The organism is Shewanella sp. AC91-MNA-CIBAN-0169, assembly GCF_040310165.1.
Taxonomy (GTDB): Bacteria; Pseudomonadota; Gammaproteobacteria; order Enterobacterales; family Shewanellaceae; genus Shewanella.
The window spans coordinates 26,998-42,886 of the sequence record NZ_JBEOPM010000018.1; the positions used below are offsets into that span (position 1 = coordinate 26,998).

The following is a 15,889-nucleotide window of genomic DNA, read 5'->3' on the forward strand; positions in this document are numbered from 1 at the left end:
TGCCAAGCATAATAAAAAAAGGGGTGATTGAATATTCAATCACCCCTTTTTTTATATCAATTCCATTAATTATGTGCTCAATCAGAGCCTCTCAGGTTTTCCAGTTTGAGGCGCATTGTCGAAAGAATGGTTGTTCCCTTGTAAAACAATGCAACAAAGAACTGGAAAGCCTGAGTAGCTCCCGCAGGGCGGGTTTCTGCACCTTCTATGCAGCTTATTGACGTACGACTGCAAGGACGCAGGAGATAGATCAACGCAGGAGCTGTTGCCGAGAACAACTATGTCTACAATCCTATTACTTGTCTAGAAGGAGCAGAACTCCCGCTGAATGACTAGATAATTATTGGAATTGGTATTATGTCCGTTTAGTCTAATTTATCGTCGGCCACTTTGTAGTGGGGAACTTCGATAAGATTAACTTCAATCAAGTCCCATGCTTTATGCAGTAACGCTTTAAAATCTTGGCTTAAGTGACGTAAAGGCAGACGTTTCCCCGCAACCACATAACGTTCAGCTAAGGTATCGATAGCCTCTAACGCTGAATGATCTGCCACTCGTGAATTTTGAAAATCAATAATCACATCTTAGTTATTATTTTCAGCATCAAATAATTCAAGGAAATTAGCCATTGAGCCAAAGAATAATGGCCCATTTAAGCGATATATTTTCCAGCCATTTGTGTCTTCACTTATCTCTACGTCGATGTGTTTTGCATGTTGCCATGCAAACACCAAAGCAGATACGATAACACCAACAAACACAGCAAAAGCCAGATCGGTAAATGCCGCTACACCGTGTTCAATCACTAATGACACCATGACTACTGTCATAGCACCTGTAGCGCCGGAAATCATACCTGGTCGCCCGCCAATTAATGCGGTGATTAAACCCATAATGAAGGCAGCGTATAGTCCTACCATGGGTTCAACATGGGCGACGAACGCAAAGGCAACAGCTTCAGGGATAAGGGCGAGTATCACGGTTAATCCAGATAAAATATCGATTTTACTACTTGTTTAATGGCGAATGAGATCGAACATTTAACCTCTGGTTTTGTATGTAAGTTAATAAAAAGGATGTTTGCTTTAACACAAAAAATTAACCGTTGAATGATAATGACATCGATTCAATGACACTAAATGTTAAGTTTTATATTAATATTTCCAATAAAAAAGCCATGCTTAGCATGGCTTTTTTATTAATGGGGCGAAGTTAGCCCTTTATTAAGGTTACTCTCCAGGGCGAGTCATATCAGCAGATGCACTGTTATTCTTCGCTACTTTCGGAGCCTTGCTGTCAGTCGCTTGAGCTTCGTAAGTACGTCCTTGAGGTACTGCTTTCTGCTCACGGACATCGACTGTAGGTTTAGTCATGTCAGATGACACCATAGAACCAAAGCGACTTACCTTTACAGGGGCTTTGGTTGATGGCGCTGCTTCAGTAGAAACCGTCTCTGCTATTGCCGCCGTGACGTCTTTTACCACTTCAGGTTTAGCTTGGCGCACAATTGCAGCAGGCTTAGCCATTGGCGCAGAGGAATTGGCCGCAACCGATTTATCTTGCTTGCTAGTTAACGCTGCGGTTTTTTCAGTTTCAATAGATGTTGTTTCAGTCACTGTCGCTACCGGTGCTTGTTTAGCTTCAACATCAACCGTTGTTTTAGCAACTTCTACTTCAGCTTTAAGTTCAGGAGCCTCAGGTGCTTTTACTGCTTGAGGTGCCACCTTTATTTCTACTGGCGTTTCAGTTGTTTCAACATTAACCGCTACAGCATCAGCTTTGTTAGCTTCTGTCTCTACGGCTTCAACTGGCTTAGTAACGGGTTCAACAGGTGTATTAACGACTTCAGCAATTGCTTCACCTTCAATATCTGGAGTCTTCGCTTGAGCTCTAGCTTGTTCAGCGTCTAATTGCTTTTCTAGCTCATCATTAGGTGTGAAAACGGCTGGTTGAGTAGAGCCCGTTTCATCATCACGACGACGGCGTTGACCTGCTGCACGTAAGTGGCGAGGGCTACGACGGCTACGACGTTGACCTTCACGGCCTTCAGCTTCGCTGTCTGATGTAGCATCGTCAGCGCTCGAGCTTGACTCATCCGTTTCAGTTACAACGTCAGCGTTAGCAACTACCGTTTCAGTGACAGTATTAACATCTGCTTGAGTTGCGTCTGTTTTTACTTCAACGATATTAGTGGTGTCAGCTTCAACGGGTGCAGTAATGGTAACATTTGTTACTTCAGCTACTGGATCAGTTACTTGGTCTGTACCATTTTCTGTTGGTGCTTCAACCGTTTGTTCAGTCTTCTCTTTACGAGGTTGACGACGACTGCGTGGCGCTCTAGTTTCTGATGTTTTTTCTTCAGCTACTTTTGACTCTACCGCTTTAGGTTCTGATGTCATTACCTCAACTGATTGCTCAGTTGATTTATTATCATTAACATCGGTTGTTGGTAATGTTTCACTCTGTTCGCTTTCAATACGCACTTTACGACGTAAATTACGACGCTGGCGACGCTCACGAGCAGCTTCTTGTTTTGGAGATTTTTCCGTAGCAACTTTAGGCTCTGTTACTTTAACCTCTGTTGCTTTGGTTTCATTGACAGGCAATGGCTTGTCAACTTTCTCAGTTCTCGGTTTGTTTTTGGCGTTGTCATCTTGAACCGTATTTCTGCTATTACGTTCATTACGCTTATTCTGAGGACGAGCTTCTGTGCTGTCTTTTGATTTATCGCTGTCATTTCGCTGACGACGACTATCATTGCGTTTGTCATTACGGTTAGTGCTGTCGTTACGAGTGTCATTACGACGGGTATTACGACGGGTGTTAGTTTGAGCCGTTTCTTTTGTTGGTTCAGCTGCTTTGGTATCTTTAGCCTCAGCTTCATTACCTGAAAATAAGGCGCTAATTGCTGAGATCATTCGAGTGAAGAATCCTGGCTGATTAGACGTTGCCACCGGAGCGACATTTGCAGGTATTGCTTTTACTGTATCTTCAGCTGCTTTTTGTGGAGCAGTAAAGCCTTTTAATGCAGGTTCAGGAGACGCTGCACGCTCAAGCTTACGAGGCGCTCATACAATTTGGCGACGGGTTGTTCTACTCGTTTATAGCTAGATTCACTGACTTCATCATCACTCTTACGACGTACAACGCGGTAATCAGGTGTTTGCATGTGTGCATCTGGGATGATGTAAACTTCAACTTCGTGACGTTCTTCGGTAATACGAATTGCTTTACGTTTCTCGTTTAATAAGAACGCAGCAACATCAACCGGTACAATCGCTTCGATTTGTGTAGTGTTCTCTTTAATGGCTTCTTCTTCCATTAAACGTAAAATCGATAGCGCTAATGATTCAGTACTGCGAATAGTGCCTTGGCCATGACAACGTGGACACAAGTGAGCTGCTGATTCTTCTAACGATGGACGCAGACGCTGACGCGACATTTCCATTAAACCAAAGCGAGAAATACGACCTAATTGCACACGAGCACGGTCATGGTGTACTGCATCACGTAAACGGTTTTCTACTTCACGTTGATGACGAACAGGTGTCATATCGATAAAGTCGATAACCACTAAACCGCCTAAGTCACGTAGACGTAATTGACGAGCAATTTCATCCGCAGCTTCAAGGTTAGTGTTGAGTGCTGTTTCTTCAATATCGCCGCCTTTAGTTGCACGGGCTGAGTTGATATCGATCGACGTTAATGCTTCTGTCGGGTCAATAACAATTGATCCGCCTGAAGGCAAACGCACTTCACGTTGGAACGCTGACTCGATTTGAGACTCAATTTGAAAGTGAGTAAACAACGGTACTTCAGAATCATATAGTTTTACACGTTCTACAAAATCGGGGCGAACTAAACCAATGTGCAATTTAGCTTCTTCGAAAATACGTGGGTGATCGATAAGGATCTCACCCACATCGCGACGTAAGTAGTCACGAATAGCGCGAACAATCACGTTGCTTTCTTGATGAATTAAGAATGGTGCGGCTTTACTTTGAGCAGCTTCTTGAATAGCGTCCCAATGATGTTGTAGTACTTTTAAGTCCCACTTTAGCTCTGTTGATTCTTTGCCTACACCAGCAGTTCGCACAATCAAGCCCATACCATTAGGTACTTCTAGCTCAGCCATTGCTTCTTTGAGTTCGGTACGTTCATCACCTTCGATGCGACGAGAAATACCGCCAGCACGAGGGTTATTTGGCATTAATACTAAATAAGAGCCTGCAAGACTAATAAAGGTAGTTAGTGCAGCGCCTTTGTTGCCACGTTCTTCTTTATCGATTTGAACGATGACTTCTTGGCCTTCTTGTACCACTTCTTTAATGTTTGGGCGGCCTTGGAATGAATAACCTTTAGGGAAGTATTCGCGACCAATTTCTTTGAGGGGTAAAAAACCATGACGATCTGCACCGTAATCAACGAATGCGGCTTCAAGTGACGGTTCTACTCGAGTGATTTTACCTTTATAGATATTTGATTTTTTCTGTTCGTGACCTGGACTTTCAATGTCTAAATCATACAGTTCTTGCCCATCAACTAGGGCTACGCGCAACTCTTCTGATTGAGTTGCATTAATTAACATACGTTTCATGATGACGTGATTCTTCTAAATGAGGTCATCAAACAACACGATTTTTCTGCATTACGGGCCTGAATTAATCGGTATAACCTCACGGCTAGATCCAGGCAATTAGGTGCTCATTACTGTAAAACGCAGTCACTGCGTGTCGCATCCTATTTATGGCTTATTTTCTAATGTTTACAAAAACAAGGAATTGGTTGACTAACAACCAACCCCATAAATTATGGTATTTTAATCCGTTAATGCCCAAGTCGAATCGGTTTGTTTGATAACAAGCTAAAATGTTGTTCGAATTTGGGGCGATTTACTACAGTTAAATTGAAATCTTTATTCAAAACTTACGGTTTAATTGCACAAACGGTTTTTGTCGTTTTTTAATTAATACAATTTGCAAATCAATGAGTTGCTACCGATTAGGTTCATTTTTTTAACTGCTAGTGTTTCGCATTTGGTCAAAGTTGTGAACACTTTATCCACTGTTTACTCTCAACCTGTGGGCAAATATACCAACAAACGTTATTTTCAGCAATCAAAAGCCTATATTCTTTCATGTATTTATTTCAAGTCTGATGCGGCAATAGCCAATCATTTGCAAGATAAGGTACACTATTGGGGTTACCACTATATGGCGCATCATGAATACTCAAACTACCCCCCAAGTTGAATACGTGACTATCGACGAAGATCATTTTGAACAACGAATCGATAATTTTCTGCTAACTAAATTAAAAGGTGTTCCTAAAAGCATGATCTATCGGATTGTGCGCAAAGGGGAAGTGCGGGTAAATAAAAAACGCATCAAGCCTGAATACAAATTACAAATTGGTGACATCGTAAGAGTACCGCCTGTTCGTGTTGCCGAAAAAGACAATCGCAAGGCACCATCTCCTAATTTATCCAGAGTGTCACAGCTTGAAGATCGTATTATCCATGAAGATAATCATCTTATCGTGTTAAACAAGCCTGCTGGTATTGCTGTGCATGGTGGCAGCGGTGTCGATTATGGTGTGATTGAAGGATTACGCTCACTGCGACCACAGCAAAAGTTTTTAGAGCTAGTGCATCGATTAGATAAAGATACCTCGGGTGTGTTGCTTGTGGCCAAGAAGCGAAGTGCACTAAAGCATTTACATGAGCAATTGCGCAGTAAAACCATGCAAAAAGATTATTTAGCGTTGGTGCGTGGTGAATGGCAAGCAAGTGATAAAGTGGTTAAAGCACCGCTATTAAAAATTACCTTAAAGTCGGGCGAGAGAATCGTTCGGGTTAACAAAGAGGGTAAAGAGTCAGAAACCCGTTATAAGATCATGCAGCGTTACCAAGGGTGTACTTTAGTTAAGGCGAGTCCTGTTACAGGGCGAACCCATCAAATACGAGTACATTGTCAGTATGCAGGCCATGCAATTGCTTGTGATGATAAATACAGCGAGCAACAATTTGACGACAGCATGCGTGCTTTAGGGTTAGACCGTCTGTTTTTACACGCGGCTGAACTTAAATTCACTCATCCAGAAAATGATGAAATCATGCAAGTTAAAGCGCCTTTAGATCCAGTGTTATTGAGCACTCTTGATAAATTGAAGAGAGTATAACACCCACAGATATGTGCAAATGAAGTAGGGCATGATATTGAACATTAAAGATAAAGCTTATGAACTAGTCATTTTCGATTGGGATGGCACGCTAATGGATACCGTAGGTAAAATAGTGTCTTGTATGCAAGATGTAGCACAAGAATTAATTTTACCTATACCCTCTGAGCAACAAATTAGAGATGTCATAGGCTTATCTTTACCTAAAATCATGCCGATTTTATTTGCTGGTCACCAAAACCATCAACAGATTATTGATTGTTATCGACGTCATCATTTTGCCAATGAGCAGCCTACACCTCTGTTTGAGGGGGTAGAGTCGCTCATTATTAATCTACATGCTGCTGGTTATCAATTAGCTGTGGCGACGGGTAAAGGACGAGATGGTCTAGACAAGGTATTAGCATTAACAGGCTTAGGACAGTATTTTCATGCGACGCGTTGCGCTGATGACGCTAAGAGCAAGCCAGATCCTGAGATGCTGCATTCATTATTGAGACATTTTGATGTTGCTGCCGATAGAGCCGTCATGATTGGTGATTCGATTCATGATTTAACCATGGCCAATAATGCTGGCATGGCGAGTATCGGTGTGAGTTACGGCGCACATAATGAAGCTAGATTGAAAACGTTAAATCCACGCGCGATTGTCGACCAACCATCGGCGATACATGACTATGTTTAATTATTGTGGGTGATGTATTGCCAGATGTGTAATGCAGCGTCGAATATAAGTGTTCGATGCTGCATAGCATACGCTTTATATGTTGCTTAGCTTATCTCGGTGTTACACCTGTTATCGTTCCCACATCAAGCGCAAACACCATTACCTTCATCAATGCACCTTTTTAGATTCGGTATCGACCTTATATTCGATATTAGTATTCGATATTAGTATTCGTTGATTGAGCATTCTGCTGCTGTACTAAGAACATCTACACCGTGTTGTGAGAGTAAATCAATCAGCTTAATTAATGGTAGTCCAATTAAGCTATTTGGGTCGTCACCTTCTAAACGGCTAAATAAGGCAATGCCTAACCCTTCGCATTTAAAACTCCCCGCGCAATATAGTGGCTGCTCTGCATCGACGTAATAGCGAATTTGCGCAGCAGATAAGTGTTTAAAATGAACCGTAAACGGTTCAACACAAGATATCATTTGTTGATTGGCACTATTGAATACAGCAAGACCTGTATAAAAAGTAATTGCTTGACCAGATGCTGAGCTTAATTGAGCTATCGCATTGTCTACAGTATAAGGCTTACCGATAATTTGACCGTTAATCAGCGCGACTTGATCGGAACCAATAATTAATTGCGGCACAGATGTTTGATCAATTAAGTTCGCGCCTGCTAATGCTTTTTGCTCGGCTAAGCGCTTAACCAATGCTAATGCTGTCTCATCTTTTAATGGGGTTTCATCAATATCTGGGTTAACACAACTAAAAGGCAGCATTAATTTTTGCAATAGTTGTTGACGAAAAGGTGAGGTTGACGCAAGTACAAGATTGAATTTCATTGGTTTTGTTTCATTATTTATTGGCTAATAACAGAATATTAGTCAGTTTACTGTATTCATCTATGCAAATGGATCATTTTTCTCGAGTAATGCTTGTGTGATGGGGTTGGGTTCGGTAAAATTTACCAACTTTCAAATTCAATGCCGGATTTAAAGAGTACCTAAAGTTCCTTGTTAGGTGAGGTTACCGTATTTTTACGGAAATTTTCTTTGACTCCAGCGTTTTCAAACTATAATATGCGCGCCTTATGCAAACAGTAAAGATACCGGTTTCAATTGATCCTATACGCGCTGCCTCTAGCGGCCTTCGATATGAAGGTACCATTTTAGGTAAGCAACTTAAGCGATTAAGCGAGTTATGTGCCGGCGACTGTTCCGACGTAGTTGTGTCGTTGGAATGTGGCGTCGATTTACAGGGGATAGTCTACCTTCGCGGGAAGGCTGTGACGGAGCTCACTCTGCTATGTCAACGTTGCATGACACAATTTACTACTGAGGTTACGGTCGACTTTTGTTTTAGTCCTTGTAAGACTGAGGCAGAAATCGATGAGCTCCCGGATGCGTATGATCCAATTGAGTGTAATGAGATTGGTGAAGTACGTCTGCATCAATTGATTGAAGATGAATTGATAGTCGCTATGCCTATCATCCCGATGCACGATGATAATAGTTGTAAGTCTGGATCGAAAGATATAGTTGTAGGCGAGATCGAACCCGCTCATGAGGAGCGTCCAAATCCGTTTGCAGTGTTAGAAAAACTGAAGAGCAAGTAATCGTAGGAGACAGGTCCAATGGCTGTACAACAGAATAAAAAATCACGTTCAAAGCGCGGCATGCGTCGTTCACATGATTCATTGAGCACTGCTCAATTATCAGTAGACGCAACTAGCGGTGAATTACATCTACGTCACAACGTGACTGCTGATGGTTTTTACCGCGGTAAAAAGGTTATCAACAAGTAATTTGTTGATTATCTGATGACAAATCTGACGCTTGCGTTAGATGCGATGGGGGGCGATCACGGCCCCCACGTGACAGTGCCTGCAGCGATGCAGGCACTGAAATTTCATACCTCTTTAAATATTATTTTGGTTGGTAATAAAACCGAAATAGAAAAATACCTTCCCCAAGCTCACTCAGCTGATTTATCCAGAATTGAAATAATCCACACTACTGAAGTCGTGACAATGTGCGATAGGCCCATTCATGCTTTGCGTTCACGTAAAAACAGTTCTATGAGAATAGCGCTTGAACTGGTACGTGACGGAAAAGCCGAGGCCTGCGTTAGCGCTGGTAATACTGGTGCGTTGATGGCGATGGCTAAGGTGCTATTAAAAACATTACCGGGTATTGATAGACCCGCACTGGTTTCTTGTTTACCTGCAATGACTGGCAAGCCCGTTTATCTGCTGGATTTAGGGGCTAATGTATCTTGTGATTCCGAGACCTTATTCCAGTTTGCTATTATGGGGTCTGTCTTATGTGAAGCTGTCCATAAGAAATCCCGTCCCAAAGTCGCTTTGCTTAATGTCGGTATTGAAGCCATTAAGGGGAACGACCAGGTTCAACAGGCCGGACAAATTTTACAACACACCGAACAAGTTAATTATATCGGCTTTGTTGAAGGCGATGAAATTTACACTGGTAATGTGGATGTCATTGTTTGTGATGGCTTTGTCGGTAATATCACCTTAAAGACATCTGAAGGCATCGCAAAACTGTTAGTACATCAATTAAAACGCGGCTTAAATGACGGTTTTTTTGTTCGTTTACTCTCCAAACTCATCGCTCCACGCATACAAGCAGTACTCAGTAAGATGAACCCCGACCACTATAACGGTGCAAGTCTGATAGGATTGCGCGGAATAGTAGTAAAGAGTCATGGTAACGCGGATGAAGCTGCATTTTTACAAGCATTAAATTTAGCAGCAACAGAAGCAAAACGTCGTCTTCCTGAAATGATTAAAGATCGTTTGGAGTCGATTCTTTTAGACATCAATAGCTGATCTCATATATGCACACAAAAATTCTCGGAACAGGTAGCTATCTACCTGTGCAAGTTCGTAGCAATCAAGATCTCGAAAAAATGGTTGAAACCAGTGACCAATGGATTGTTGACCGAACCGGTATTTCTGAACGGCGCATTGCTGCATCAGATGAATCGGTTTCAACAATGGGTTATCAAGCGGCACTAAAAGCGCTTGAAATGGCAGGGATCGAAGCAAGCGATCTTGATATGATTGTTTGTGGAACCACCAGTGCATCAAACGCATTTCCTGCAGCTGCATGCGAAATTCAAGCCTTATTAGGCGTCAAAAATATCCCTGCCTTTGATATTGCTGCCGCGTGTTCTGGATTTATTTATGCACTATCGGTTGCGGATCAATTCGTAAAAACGGGTTCTGCTAAAAAAGTACTGGTTATAGGTTCTGACGTATTGTCACGGATGTGCGATCCTGCTGATCGCTCTACCGTCATTTTATTTGGCGATGGTGCCGGCGCCGCGATTATTGGTGTTAGTGATACTCCCGGTATCATTGCGACGCATATCTATGCTGATGGCAGCCAAGGGGATTTATTAAAATGCTCTTTCCCTCCTCGTGCTAATGAAAGTTCTGAAGCCGTTGGTTTTATGACGATGAAAGGCAACGATGTGTTTAAAGTTGCGGTTACGCAGTTGTCTAATGTGGTCACCGAAACCTTACGTCTTAATAATGTCGATAAATCAGAAATTGACTGGCTAGTGCCACATCAAGCTAATTTCCGCATTATTAATGCCACGGCTAAAAAGTTGCACATGAGTCTAGATAAAGTCGTGCTGACTTTAGCGAGACACGGTAATACTTCTGCCGCATCGGTGCCTATCGCATTAGATGAAGCGGTGCGTGATGGTCGAATTCAGCGTGGACATTTATTACTACTCGAAGCATTTGGCGGTGGTTTTGCTTGGGGCAGTGCTTTAGTTCGTTTTTAATTTTCAAATTAATTTTATACAGGTAAGCGTTTATGGAAAATGTTGCTTTTGTATTTCCTGGCCAAGGTTCACAGGCTGTAGGAATGTTAGCTGAATTAGCTCAATCTAACGATGTTATCGAAAAAACCTTTGCTGAAGCGAGTGAAGCGTTAGGTTATGATTTATGGGATCTTGTTGCCAATGGTCCAGCTGAGACCTTGAATGAAACAGATAAAACTCAGCCTGCATTGCTTACGGCAAGCGTAGCTATTTGGCGTGCATATCAAGCATCTAACAAGCCCATGCCTTCTTTATTAGCAGGTCACAGCCTTGGAGAGTATTCTGCTTTAGTTTGCGCAGGTGTGATTGAATTTATTGATGCAGTTAAATTAGTTGAACTACGCGGAAAGTTAATGCAACAAGCTGTGCCAGCAGGTTCTGGTGCCATGTTTGCCATTATTGGTCTTGATGATGCTGCTATTGCTAAAGCATGCGCAGAGTCTGCTGAAGGTAGCGTGGTAAGCCCTGTTAACTACAATAGCCCAGGTCAAGTTGTGATAGCCGGTGAGAAAGCGGCTGTTGAACGCGCTGCAGCTGCATGTAAAGCTGCAGGGGCAAAAATGACAGTAGCATTACCTGTGAGTGTACCGTCACATTGTGCACTAATGAAGCCAGCCGCTGATGAACTCGCTAAAGCGTTAATTGAAGTGACATTCTCAGAGCCTACCATTAATGTCGTCAACAATGTTGATGTGGCCATGCCGACAGATTCACAGGCAATTAAAGATGCATTAGTGCGTCAGTTATATTGCCCAGTGCGTTGGAGCGAGTCTGTTGAATTTATGGCGACACAAGGTGTTACAAAATTAATAGAGTGTGGACCGGGTAAAGTATTAACCGGTTTAACAAAAAGAATTAATAAATCGATATCCGCTCAAGCGGTCAATGATGTTGCTTCATTTGCAGCATTAGTCGAATAAAGGAGTTGATATGAGCTTTAGCATTAATTTAGACGGTAAAGTTGCTTTAGTGACAGGCGCTAGTCGCGGTATTGGGCGTGCAATTGCTGAATCATTGGTACAAGCTGGCGCGATGGTTATCGGTACGGCAACCAGTGAAAAAGGTGCAGCGGCGATTCAAGCATACCTAGGTGACAAAGGCTTTGGGATGGTGTTAAATGTCACTGACTCTCAATCTGTTGCTGATTTATATAGCCAGATCAAAGAAAAAGCAGGTGAAGTTGATATTCTTATCAACAATGCGGGTATTACCCGTGATAATTTATTAATGCGGATGAAAGATGATGAGTGGCAAGATATTATTGACACTAATTTGACTTCATTATTTAAATTGTCTAAACCAGTAATGCGATCTATGATGAAAAAACGTTTCGGACGTATTATCAGTATCGGTTCTGTAGTAGGTACAATGGGCAACGCTGGCCAAGTAAATTACTCGGCAGCTAAAGCTGGTTTGATCGGATTTACAAAATCTCTTGCAAGAGAGGTTGCATCTCGTCAAATAACAGTGAATGCTATTGCACCTGGATTTATTCAGACAGACATGACAGATGAGCTGACAGTTGAGCAGCAACAAGCTATTATGTCGCAAGTTCCGATGGAACGATTAGGGCAAGCACAAGAAATTGCCAATGCAGTATTGTTTTTGGCCTCGGATTCAGCCGCTTACATCACAGGCGAAACATTGCATGTGAATGGCGGTATGTACATGGTTTAAGGGCGATAGGTAGGTAACTACCTTCATTTGAGTCAGTGTTAGTGACAATTCAATGTTAATTTTTGTGGTTAGACCACAAAATCTAAGCTTGCATTGTTATCTAATTCGAATAAACTACTCGCAATCTTACGCAAGTGCGTAATTTGAATAGGAAAGAAAACTAATGAGCAACATCGAAGAACGTGTAAAGAAAATCATCATCGAACAACTTGGCGTTAAAGAAGAAGACGTTAAATCAGCTGCTTCTTTTGTAGACGATTTAGGCGCTGATTCTCTAGACACTGTTGAATTGGTTATGGCTCTAGAAGAAGAGTTTGATACCGAGATCCCTGACGAAGAAGCTGAAAAGATCACTACTGTTCAAGCAGCGATCGATTACGTTTCTAAGAATCAGTAATCAAGAATTCACAAAAACAGGCGGCATTTATGCCGCCTGTTTTTGTTTAAAGCATTTGTAAACGCTCGTTCCATTTAATTGCATTAGAACATCCCTCCTTATACTTCTTTAGCTAAATCGCAATAATGGCATCGTGGCAGATTTTATTTAAAGGTGAATATCATGTCTAAACGTCGTGTCGTCATCACAGGTCTTGGTCTTGTGACTCCTGTGGGTAATGATGTCGAGTCTACTTGGAATGCCTTATTGGCTGGTAAGAGTGGTATAGCTCCAATCACAAAGTTTGATTCTAGTGAATTTGGTACTCGTTTCAGTGGCTCTGTGAAAGATTTTGACGTCGAACAATACCTAACCAAAAAAGATGCTCGTAAAATGGATTTATTTATCCAATACGGCATGGCTGCGGGTATTCAAGCAGTAAAAGATTCAGGCTTAGATATGAGCCAAGAAAATCCAGCTCGTATAGGTACTGCTATTGGTTCTGGTATGGGTGGTATGTGGTTAATTGAACAAGGCCATTCTGCATTATTAAATGGTGGACCACGTAAAGTGTCGCCATTTTTTGTGCCAAGCACCATTATCAATATGATAGCCGGAAACTTGTCGATTATGTATGGCATGACAGGTCCTAATTTTGCTGTGACTACAGCCTGTACAACGGGTGTACACAATATTGGTTTTGCAGCACGTACCATTGCTTACGGTGATGCTGATGTGATGGTGGCTGGTGGCGCAGAAGATGTTACTAGCCCATTAGGCGTTGCAGGTTTTAGTGCTGCTAAAGCATTATCGACTCGTAATGACAATCCAACAGCAGCAAGTCGCCCTTGGGACAAAGACCGTGATGGCTTTGTTATTGGCGATGGCGCCGGTGTTATTGTGATGGAAGAGTATGAACGAGCTAAAGCTCGTGGTGCTAAAATTTACGGTGAGTTAGTTGGTTTTGGTATGAGCGGCGATGCATTTCACATGACATCACCTCCAAGTGATGGTGCTGGTGCCGCAGCGGCAATGGTTAACGCCATTAATGATGCCCAAATTGACAAAGAGCTTGTGGGTTACATCAATGCACATGGCACCTCAACTCATGCGGGTGATAAAGCAGAAGCTGCAGCAGTTAAATCGGTGTTTGGACCACATGCCTACGAGGTACTTGTAAGTTCAACTAAATCAATGACTGGACATTTGTTGGGCGCAGCTGGCGCTGTTGAAGCCATTATTACTTTGCTTGCACTGCGTGATCAGCACGTACCGCCAACAATCAACTTAGATAACCCAGACGAAGGTTGCGATTTAGATTTTGTTGCCCACACTTCACGTCGTCATCAGTTTGACTATGCCTTATGTAATTCATTTGGTTTTGGTGGCACGAACGGTTCGTTACTGTTTAAGAGAATTTAATCGAGTTAATGCCAATAAGGGAAGATGAAAATCTTCCCTTTTTTATTTATTTGGTTTGTTTTTTTGTCACATTAGTATTTATCAATTCCCGCTAAATGATGATTTAGCGTAGACTGACAAGTAATGACATATATCTAATAGGATCTATTATGGCCGGTAAAGATAGACAACTTACATTACGTTTTTTGGCCGAACCTGCAGACGTCAATTTTGGCGGTAAGGTTCACGGCGGTGCAGTAATGAAATGGATCGATTTAGCCGCTTATGCAGCAGCAGCAGGCTGGAGCGGTAAATATTGTATTACTGTGTATGCTGGCGGCATTCGATTTGTTAAGCCTATCCATGTGGGTAATATTGTTGAAGTGACTGGTAAAGTTATTTATACCGGTACAACGTCTATGCATATTGCGATTGATGTAAAGGCGGGCGATCCTAAAGAGTCTGAACGTCATCTGACGACACACTGTATCGTTATCATGGTAGCCGTTGATGATGAAGGTCATCCCACATCGGTTCCTGAGTGGATACCAGCTACTGCCGATGATGTTCGCTTACGTGATAGTGCATTGAGACTAATGGATATGCGTAAGCGTATCGGTGCCGAAATGGAAGCTCACGTTAAACCTTCAGTTGAATAAATAAGGGGAAATCATGGCCAAGGTAGCATTTATTGGTTTAGGCGTTATGGGGTTCCCGATGGCGGGACATTTGGTTAAACAGGGTCATGACGTTACTGTGTATAACCGTACAGGGGCTAAAGCGGCTCAGTGGGTTGAACAATATGGTGGTAAGAAGGCCGATACACCAAAAGATGCCGCCAAAGGCCAAGACATTGTTTTTACCTGTGTGGGTAATGATGATGACTTACGTCAGGTCGTACTAGGTGAGCAAGGTGTTGTTCATGGTATGCATGCAGGTGCTATTTTGGTTGACCATACTACGGCTTCTGCTGATGTCGCGCGTGAAATTGCTGCGCACATAGAGCCACTTCAGATTGCCTTTTTAGATGCGCCTGTATCTGGTGGTCAAGCTGGAGCAGAAAATGGTGCGTTAACCGTGATGATGGGTGGCGAACAGACTCATTTTGATACCGTTAAACCTGTTATTGCGGCATACAGCCGCTGCGCTGAACTGTTAGGGCCAGTTGGTTCTGGGCAGTTGACTAAAATGGTTAATCAAATTTGTATTGCTGGTGTAGTGCAAGGTCTAGCTGAGGGACTTCATTTTGCTAAGAGTGCGGGCTTAGATGGCTTAAAAGTGATTGAAGTGATCAGCAAAGGTGCGGCACAAAGCTGGCAGATGGAAAATCGCTATCAAACTATGTGGCAAGGTCAATATGATTTCGGGTTTGCTATCGATTGGATGCGCAAAGATTTGGGTATTGCATTAGACGAAGCTCGTCGTAATGGTAGCCATTTACCGGTGGCCGCATTAGTTGATCAGTTTTATTCAGAAGTTCAAGCAATGAAAGGTAATCGCTGGGATACCTCTAGCTTACTTGCCCGCTTAGAAAAGTCGCGCAGTTAATATCATCACATATTGGTTGTAACATATTATTGCGAGAATGTAGCCCCAATATAGATTGGGGCTTTTTTATTGGCTACAAATCCACAAACATTAGCCTTTGCTTTATTAGCTGCTTTTTGATCTTAAGTTGATTTATTGACTAAAAACCATCGAGTTACATGATATAGCGCACATCT

13 protein-coding genes and 2 pseudogenes are annotated in these 15,889 nt (G+C 42.3%); 12 read left to right on the forward strand and 3 right to left on the reverse strand.

Annotated elements, in window-relative coordinates:
* Window positions 1-365: 365 nt before the first annotated feature.
* Window positions 366-1,004, reverse strand: a pseudogene (locus AAEY98_RS15330) (SulP family inorganic anion transporter).
* A gap of 225 nt (window positions 1,005-1,229) precedes the next feature.
* A pseudogene (gene rne, locus AAEY98_RS15335) lies at window positions 1,230-4,597 on the reverse strand (ribonuclease E).
* Window positions 4,598-5,223: 626 nt separating this feature from the next.
* Here rne and rluC point away from each other — a divergent pair.
* Complete coding sequence (rluC, locus tag AAEY98_RS15340; protein ID WP_351010563.1) at window positions 5,224-6,180, forward strand: 23S rRNA pseudouridine(955/2504/2580) synthase RluC; 957 nt, start codon at window positions 5,224-5,226, stop codon at window positions 6,178-6,180.
* 31 nt (window positions 6,181-6,211) lie between these two features.
* Window positions 6,212-6,865, forward strand: coding sequence for an HAD-IIIA family hydrolase (locus tag AAEY98_RS15345; RefSeq protein WP_351017989.1), 654 nt, complete (start codon window positions 6,212-6,214; stop codon window positions 6,863-6,865).
* Between the two features lie 206 nt (window positions 6,866-7,071).
* Here the strand turns inward: AAEY98_RS15345 and AAEY98_RS15350 are convergent, their stop codons facing one another.
* Complete coding sequence (locus AAEY98_RS15350) at window positions 7,072-7,698, reverse strand: Maf family protein (protein WP_162023382.1); 627 nt, start codon at window positions 7,696-7,698, stop codon at window positions 7,072-7,074.
* 248 nt (window positions 7,699-7,946) lie between these two features.
* Here AAEY98_RS15350 and yceD point away from each other — a divergent pair, with 248 nt between their 5' ends.
* From yceD to AAEY98_RS15400, 10 genes are all read left to right on the forward strand, one after another.
* Window positions 7,947-8,471: a 23S rRNA accumulation protein YceD gene (gene yceD / locus AAEY98_RS15355; protein WP_101086810.1), complete on the forward strand. Its 525-nt coding sequence runs from the start codon at window positions 7,947-7,949 to the stop codon at window positions 8,469-8,471.
* Window positions 8,472-8,489: 18 nt separating this feature from the next.
* A complete protein-coding gene (rpmF, locus tag AAEY98_RS15360) occupies window positions 8,490-8,660 on the forward strand; it encodes a 50S ribosomal protein L32 (RefSeq protein WP_011636967.1) in 171 nt (56 codons plus the stop codon).
* A gap of 15 nt (window positions 8,661-8,675) precedes the next feature.
* Window positions 8,676-9,704, forward strand: a complete 1,029-nt coding sequence (gene plsX / locus AAEY98_RS15365; RefSeq protein WP_101086811.1) for a phosphate acyltransferase PlsX — start codon at window positions 8,676-8,678, stop codon at window positions 9,702-9,704.
* Window positions 9,705-9,712: 8 nt separating this feature from the next.
* Window positions 9,713-10,672, forward strand: coding sequence for a beta-ketoacyl-ACP synthase III (locus AAEY98_RS15370; protein ID WP_011636969.1), 960 nt, complete (start codon window positions 9,713-9,715; stop codon window positions 10,670-10,672).
* Window positions 10,673-10,704: 32 nt separating this feature from the next.
* A complete protein-coding gene (gene fabD / locus AAEY98_RS15375) occupies window positions 10,705-11,631 on the forward strand; it encodes an ACP S-malonyltransferase (protein WP_162023381.1) in 927 nt (308 codons plus the stop codon).
* Window positions 11,632-11,641: 10 nt separating this feature from the next.
* Window positions 11,642-12,388, forward strand: coding sequence for a 3-oxoacyl-ACP reductase FabG (fabG, locus tag AAEY98_RS15380; protein WP_011636971.1), 747 nt, complete (start codon window positions 11,642-11,644; stop codon window positions 12,386-12,388).
* A gap of 163 nt (window positions 12,389-12,551) precedes the next feature.
* Window positions 12,552-12,785 (forward strand): acyl carrier protein, encoded by a 234-nt coding sequence (gene acpP / locus AAEY98_RS15385; protein WP_011496723.1) that lies wholly within the window; start codon window positions 12,552-12,554, stop codon window positions 12,783-12,785.
* Between the two features lie 162 nt (window positions 12,786-12,947).
* The gene (gene fabF / locus AAEY98_RS15390) at window positions 12,948-14,186 is read left to right on the forward strand and encodes a beta-ketoacyl-ACP synthase II (RefSeq protein ID WP_162023380.1); all 1,239 of its coding nucleotides are present in this window, start codon (window positions 12,948-12,950) and stop codon (window positions 14,184-14,186) included.
* A gap of 149 nt (window positions 14,187-14,335) precedes the next feature.
* Window positions 14,336-14,824 carry an acyl-CoA thioesterase gene (locus AAEY98_RS15395; protein ID WP_011636973.1) on the forward strand — a complete coding sequence of 163 codons (489 nt, stop codon included), beginning with the start codon at window positions 14,336-14,338 and terminating at the stop codon, window positions 14,822-14,824.
* A 13-nt stretch (window positions 14,825-14,837) separates the two neighbouring features.
* Complete coding sequence (locus AAEY98_RS15400; protein WP_101086815.1) at window positions 14,838-15,713, forward strand: NAD(P)-dependent oxidoreductase; 876 nt, start codon at window positions 14,838-14,840, stop codon at window positions 15,711-15,713.
* Window positions 15,714-15,889 lie beyond the last annotated feature (176 nt).

What these genes read in the sequence shown, in the direction of transcription:
- rluC (WP_351010563.1), top strand. Translation starts at nt 5,224, where the DNA reads ATGAATACTCAAACTACCCCCCAAGTTGAATACGTGACTATCGACGAA.
- AAEY98_RS15345 (WP_351017989.1), top strand. Translation starts at nt 6,212, where the DNA reads ATGATATTGAACATTAAAGATAAAGCTTATGAACTAGTCATTTTCGAT.
- AAEY98_RS15350 (WP_162023382.1), bottom strand. Translation starts at nt 7,698, where the DNA reads ATGAAATTCAATCTTGTACTTGCGTCAACCTCACCTTTTCGTCAACAA.
- yceD (WP_101086810.1), top strand. Translation starts at nt 7,947, where the DNA reads ATGCAAACAGTAAAGATACCGGTTTCAATTGATCCTATACGCGCTGCC.
- rpmF (WP_011636967.1), top strand. Translation starts at nt 8,490, where the DNA reads ATGGCTGTACAACAGAATAAAAAATCACGTTCAAAGCGCGGCATGCGT.
- plsX (WP_101086811.1), top strand. Translation starts at nt 8,676, where the DNA reads ATGACAAATCTGACGCTTGCGTTAGATGCGATGGGGGGCGATCACGGC.
- AAEY98_RS15370 (WP_011636969.1), top strand. Translation starts at nt 9,713, where the DNA reads ATGCACACAAAAATTCTCGGAACAGGTAGCTATCTACCTGTGCAAGTT.
- fabD (WP_162023381.1), top strand. Translation starts at nt 10,705, where the DNA reads ATGGAAAATGTTGCTTTTGTATTTCCTGGCCAAGGTTCACAGGCTGTA.
- fabG (WP_011636971.1), top strand. Translation starts at nt 11,642, where the DNA reads ATGAGCTTTAGCATTAATTTAGACGGTAAAGTTGCTTTAGTGACAGGC.
- acpP (WP_011496723.1), top strand. Translation starts at nt 12,552, where the DNA reads ATGAGCAACATCGAAGAACGTGTAAAGAAAATCATCATCGAACAACTT.
- fabF (WP_162023380.1), top strand. Translation starts at nt 12,948, where the DNA reads ATGTCTAAACGTCGTGTCGTCATCACAGGTCTTGGTCTTGTGACTCCT.
- AAEY98_RS15395 (WP_011636973.1), top strand. Translation starts at nt 14,336, where the DNA reads ATGGCCGGTAAAGATAGACAACTTACATTACGTTTTTTGGCCGAACCT.
- AAEY98_RS15400 (WP_101086815.1), top strand. Translation starts at nt 14,838, where the DNA reads ATGGCCAAGGTAGCATTTATTGGTTTAGGCGTTATGGGGTTCCCGATG.